Source organism: Thiocapsa sp. (genome assembly GCF_011390875.1).
Classification (GTDB): domain Bacteria; phylum Pseudomonadota; class Gammaproteobacteria; order Chromatiales; family Chromatiaceae; genus Thiocapsa.
In genome coordinates this window covers 1-5,564 of sequence record NZ_JAABRP010000272.1, presented here as the reverse complement: position 1 = coordinate 5,564, position 5,564 = coordinate 1, and the positions used below count along the sequence as shown (strand labels likewise).

Below are 5,564 nucleotides of genomic sequence, written 5' to 3'. Positions count from 1 at the left end.
AACCTGGACCTTTTGGTAACACCAACCGGTGTCGGGCTTGAACAGCTCGTTAAGGCGCTCGCGCAGTTCCTTCAACGACTGATCGTGCAGATAACCCTCGGCAGTGGTCCGCAGACGGGCGACCAGATTCTGGACGTTCTTGACGAAGAGCCGCCCGTCGCGCCCGGTATGGAGATACCAGGCGGTGGTGACGAGCCGGTTCAGCACCTCGTTCTTGAGCTTGGAGATGTCGCGCCCCGGCGCGCAGAGATTGGCAACCAGCTCGGGCAGGGTCAGACCCTTGGCAGCCCCCGCCACGGTCGAGAGCGAGGCGACCAGGAGCAGCTTCATGGCATCTTGGGCGTCGCTGCCGCCGAGGTTGGTATCGAGGATTTCGGCGACCGACTGACCGCCCGATGCGATGTCGTGCGAGACCGCGTTGTCCAGACTGCTGTTGATCTGGTTGATCTCGGAGAGGGTCTCGCGATCGTTGAGGTCGATATCCTGAGCCGTCAGAAGATAGAGGTTTGCAGCTTGCCCGCTGCCCCAGAGGCGCGCGGCGACGATGCGCATCAGTCTGATGAGGCCACGTGTCTGCTGGAACCCCGGGTTTTCCTTGAAGCGTGCGTAGAGATCGCGGATCGACGGGTGAAACGGGTAGGACTCTTTGATGCGGGCCGCGACCTGCTCGGGCGAGGCATTGGTCACATCCATTTGACGGGCGTCGCGGATGGCCTTGGCGTAACCCTGGGCGACCTCCTCGATGACTTCGGGCGGCGGCAGCTGTGCGAAGATCCGCTGGCGCAGGATGTGGAAGAACTCGTCCGTATTCATCCGCACCGGCTGCAAACGCAGCGCTGTGCGCCCGGTTTCTTTCTTCAGATCGTTCAATGCCTGCACGATCTGCTCGTTGCCTTCGGCGTACGAGGCCGTCAGGTCGGTCATCACCAGACACACGTTGGACAGCTCGTCTCTGCCGATCGCGACCAGGAGATTCGCGAGCGCGGTGGCGGTCACGACGGAGAGATCCGAGTTGCCGATCGTCCTGGATTTTGCCTGCTGGAAGTAAGGCGGCAGCTCATCCAGCATGATGATCAGCGGGTCCCCCCGCAGCAGGTTGACCCAGGCGGTTTGGCCGGGGGCGGACAGGGGTGAGTAGTAGTCCGCGAACTGCTCTTTCTTGCCGAGCTGGGTGGCAATCGACCCCCAGATGCCGAGCGGGGCGTCGCTTTCCCTGCCGGTGAAGGCCACGACGCGCACCTGGCCGATGTCGCCCGGGGTGTAGAAGTCCCCCATTACCAGGCGGCGATAATCGGGGTAACGCGCCAACAGGCCGAGGGTGTTGAGCAGATGCGTCTTGCCGCCGCCCATCTCTTGGGTCAACTCGAAGACCCCTTGCGTGCTCTTGCCTTCCAGGCGTCTGAATGCCTCCGTCAGCAGGATGCGCATTCCCTCGGTGACGTAGTTCTCGCCGAAAAACGCCGCGGGGTCGATGCGATGCTGGATCAGATCGGTCAGGTCAAGGACGGTGTCCCGCCTCGACGGGTCGAAGATGCTGTCGCGGGGTGTGCAGGCGCGCGCAAGAGTCTGCATGAGCAATCCTTGTTTCGGTTTCCGGCGTTCCCGCATCGGCCTAGAGCAGAGGTCCTTCGCTCACGCCGTTGGTCGAGAGGGCGATTTCGTCGGGCGCACTTGTCGGTTGGGCGAGTATCGCGGCCAATCGATGTCTGTCGCTGGAGTCGATGGGTCAGCCTCGCACGGCATCGGAGGTCGCCGACATGGCGGCCTGCAGCGTCGCTCTGCCCTGATCGCTCCACATCGAGACTCGATCGAGTCGAAGCAGGTGGCGCTCCAAGCGCAACTGGCCCCAAAGACACTGGAAGAACAGGCGGTCGGTACGAGCCAAGGCAAACTGCGCGGAGTGTATGCCACGAGAAACTGTAATGGTAGCGTCGAGGCGTTCGTGCTCCATCTGCGGCTCGGCGGTGCCATGCGGCCTGATCGAGGAGGGTCAAATCGCGCGCCGACGGCGCTGTCGGTCGCAGACGCGCCGTGCCGCTTGGGCGTCCCGCGCCAACAGCACCGCACCGATGCGCTGGATGTTGCGCGCCACTACCGCCAAGGCGACATTGGGCTTGACGCTATCGATTTGGTGCTCGCAACAGCGCTCGAGCCCGCGTGCGTCGGACCCTGCCCGAACATGCCTTGTTTGCCGTGTCGGACCGGAGGTCCGGCTGATGGTCCTTAGCATCGAACTGGCCGTGGTATCTGTCGTAATGCCTTTTGACAGGTTCCGCCCGGAATGCTTGTGTCGGCCCCCATGAGTCCTACTTTATGGCGTGAGAGACCCAAGAGAAACCGCGTTGGATGGCTTGAGGGGGAGAGCCAATTCGGTGCGCACGGAGCATATCGCCGTCGACGTGATTCATCACATCAATGTCTTTCGGAGGATTGGATGGAGACCCTTCGCTACAACTATGCTCATCGACTTCTGCATTGGCTGATTGTACTGCTGGTCCTGGGTTTGCTCACCGTCGGGGCCTTGTTGGGTAACCTCGGGTTTGAAGGACTGAAGGATCTGGTCGGATTGGAGACAACCAATCAGCTTTACGGATACCACAAGACATTCGGTATCGTCGTTCTGGCCCTTATGATTTTGCGTCTTGCGCTGAAGCGTCTTTTCCGGTCTCCGGCCTATCAGCCACCTCTGAACGGATTTGAGCGTGCAGCCAGTTTGACCGTCCATAGCCTGTTCTATGTGGCGCTGATCCTGATGCCAATCTTAGGTTGGTTGGGCACTGCGGCCGGCGGTTTTCCGGTGCAGTTTTTCGACCTCACCTTGCCCGGCCTCATCCCCGAGAATAAGGATCTCAGCAAGACGCTGTTCCAGCTTCACGGGATTGTCGGTTGGGTGATCCTCAGCTTGATCCTGATTCACGTTGCTGCCGCGATCTATCACTGGCGGATCAAACGTGACGGTGTGATGAAGCGTATGAGTCTATTCTAACGCTCTCCTCGGAGCGCGATGTCGATGCATTCGGAGATCGGCCGACGATCGGGTCGGCTCCTCTTGTCTGCATCCGAGCGCATGTCTGCTCGAGCTCGCCCGGGATCAGGTGTATCGGGTTCTTGTCGCTCAGGATCTTTTCGCGCTATATTCCCCGGCTTCGCCTTTGAGCAGAGGCGGTTTCCCTTGTGGAGGAACCGCCTTTTTTGTTTTTCGGAGACGCAGCGGGGTCTGCCGCAATGACCGAGCCCTTGATGGCCACCTATAAGCGTTTGCCCGTCGCCTTTGCGCGCGGCGAGGGCGTTTGGCTTTGGGATACGGAAGGCCGACGCTACCTCGACGCGCTTTCGGGCATCGCGGTGTGCGGGCTCGGGCATGCGCACCCGGCGGTTCGCGATGCGCTCTGCGAGCAGGCCGGTCTGTTGGTGCACACCTCCAATCTGTACCGGATCACCGAGCAGGAGCGCCTCGGCGCCATGCTGACCGAGATGTCCGGGATGGATCGGGTCTTCTTCGGCAATTCCGGTGCGGAGGCCAACGAGGCCGCGATCAAGATCGCGCGTCTCCATGCCCATAGGCGCGGGATCGAAAATCCTGCGATCCTGGTGGCCGAGAACAGCTTCCACGGCCGCACGCTCGCCACCCTCTCGGCGACCGGCAACCGCAAAGTTCAAGCCGGCTTCGAGCCGCTCGTGCAGGGTTTCGTGCGGGTTCCTTACGACGACGTCGAGGCGATCGAGACCGCGGCGGCCAACCGCCCGAACATCGTGGCCATTCTAGTCGAGCCCATCCAGGGCGAGGGCGGCATTCGCATTCCCGCGCCGGACTACGGACAGCGCCTGCGCGCGCTTTGCGATCGGCACGGTTGGCTCTTGATCTGCGACGAGATCCAGACCGGGATGGGGCGCACCGGGCGGTGGTTCGGCCATGAGCACGGCGGGACCCTCCCGGACGTGGTCACCTTGGCCAAGGGTCTCGCCAACGGCGTGCCGATCGGCGCGTGTCTTGCCCGCGGGGCCGCGGCCGAGGTCTTCGGGCCCGGTTCGCACGGTTCGACGTTCGGCGGCAATCCCCTGGTCTGCCGAGCCGCGCGCGCCGTGCTCGAGACGATCGTTGCCGAGAACCTGATCGCCAACGCGGCCGAGCAAGGCGCCTATTTACTCGACGGTTTCCGCGCGGCCTTGGGCGACGTGCCGGGGGTGGTCGAGGTGCGCGGGCGGGGTCTGATACTGGGGATCGAGCTGGATCGCCCCTGTGCCGATCTGATGGTGCAGGCGCTCGAGGCCGGCCTGCTGATCAACGTTACGGCGGAGCGCGTCATCCGGCTCCTGCCGCCCCTGATTCTGGCCCGTTCCGAGGCCGACCGAATTCTTGAAGGGCTGACTGCCCTGATCAAGCGCTGGCTGAGCGATGCTTGAGCAACGCTCCGCGGGAGAGACGATGTTCATGGATGCCGATCAGACGCAACAGGCGCAATGCCGACACTTTCTGTCCCTGCTCGATCTGAGTGCCGACGAGGCCCGTGTGTTGATCGCGCGGGCGACCGAGCTTAAGCGGATGTTGAAAGCAGGCGAGGACTATCGGCCGTTTCCGAATCGCACCCTGGCAATGATCTTCGAGAAGTCCTCGACGCGCACCCGGGTGTCCTTCGAGGTCGGCATGGTGCAGCTCGGCGGCCACGCCTTGTTCCTGTCCCCGCGCGACACGCAGCTCGGCCGCGGCGAGCCGATCGAGGACAGCGCACGGGTGCTCTCACGCATGGTCGACGCCGTCATGATCCGGACCTTCGATCACGACATCGTCGAGCGTTTCGCCGCGCATTCGCGCGTTCCCGTCATCAATGGCCTGACCGACCGTCTGCATCCCTGTCAGCTGCTGGCCGACATGCAGACTTATCACGAGTATCGCGGCGATATCCGCGGTCGACGGGTGAGCTGGATCGGCGACGGCAACAACATGTGCCATTCCTTTATGGAGGCTGCACAGGTATTCGATTTCGAGCTCAGGGTCGCCTGTCCGGAAGGGTTCGAGCCGGATGCCGATCTGCTCGCTGCGGTCCAAGGACGTTGCACCATCCTGCGCGATCCGCAGGAGGCCGCCGAGGGGGCCGATCTGGTCGTCACCGACGTCTGGGCCAGCATGGGTCAAGAAGAGGAACAGGCGAAACGCGAGGCCCTGTTCGCGCCCTTCCAGGTGGACGATGCCGTCATGTCACGGGCCGCGCCGGACGCACTCTTCATGCATTGTCTGCCGGCACATCGGGGTGAGGAGGTGTCGGCCTCCGTCATCGACGGTCCGCGCTCGGTCGTTTGGGACGAGGCCGAGAATCGGCTCCACGCCCAAAAGGCGCTGCTTGAGTTCCTCCTTCTGCGCCAGGCGTGACAGGCCGACACCACTGGTGTAGCGTTCCGATTGCCCTGACCGGAGTCACCATCGACCGCCTCGGTCACACGACTGCTCACGTCAACCCTGCGCCTGGCCGAGGATGTCCCGTGAGACGATTGGCTCTCCTCTTCTTGTGTCTCCTGTGCATCCAGGCCATGCCGATGCCTTCGGCGCTCGCCGCGACGCGCTATGT

5 protein-coding genes and 1 pseudogene are annotated in these 5,564 nt (G+C 62.9%); 3 read left to right on the top strand and 3 right to left on the bottom strand.

Features of this window, described 5'->3' with window-relative positions:
* The 3 genes and pseudogenes from GPT33_RS16850 to GPT33_RS16840 form a co-directional block, all read right to left on the bottom strand.
* On the bottom strand, positions 1 to 1,572 hold a 1,572-nt coding region (locus GPT33_RS16850; protein ID WP_296811271.1), incomplete at its 3' end, for a DUF499 domain-containing protein.
* 154 nt (positions 1,573 to 1,726) lie between these two features.
* Positions 1,727 to 1,951 (bottom strand): hypothetical protein, encoded by a 225-nt coding sequence (locus tag GPT33_RS16845; protein ID WP_296811270.1) that lies wholly within the window; start codon positions 1,949 to 1,951, stop codon positions 1,727 to 1,729.
* A 39-nt stretch (positions 1,952 to 1,990) separates the two neighbouring features.
* Positions 1,991 to 2,155 (bottom strand): annotated as a pseudogene (locus GPT33_RS16840) (ISNCY family transposase); the annotation flags it as partial.
* Positions 2,156 to 2,434: 279 nt separating this feature from the next.
* Here GPT33_RS16840 and GPT33_RS16835 point away from each other — a divergent pair.
* The 3 genes from GPT33_RS16835 to argF all read left to right on the top strand — a co-directional run bounded on the left by GPT33_RS16835 (position 2,435) and on the right by argF (position 5,368).
* Positions 2,435 to 2,986, top strand: coding sequence for a cytochrome b (locus GPT33_RS16835; protein ID WP_296811269.1), 552 nt, complete (start codon positions 2,435 to 2,437; stop codon positions 2,984 to 2,986).
* Positions 2,987 to 3,225: 239 nt separating this feature from the next.
* On the top strand, positions 3,226 to 4,404 hold the full coding sequence (locus GPT33_RS16830) for an aspartate aminotransferase family protein (protein WP_296811268.1): 1,179 nt from the start codon (positions 3,226 to 3,228) through the stop codon (positions 4,402 to 4,404).
* 28 nt (positions 4,405 to 4,432) lie between these two features.
* The gene (gene argF / locus GPT33_RS16825) at positions 4,433 to 5,368 is read left to right on the top strand and encodes an ornithine carbamoyltransferase (protein ID WP_296811267.1); all 936 of its coding nucleotides are present in this window, start codon (positions 4,433 to 4,435) and stop codon (positions 5,366 to 5,368) included.
* Positions 5,369 to 5,564: the final 196 nt, after the last annotated feature.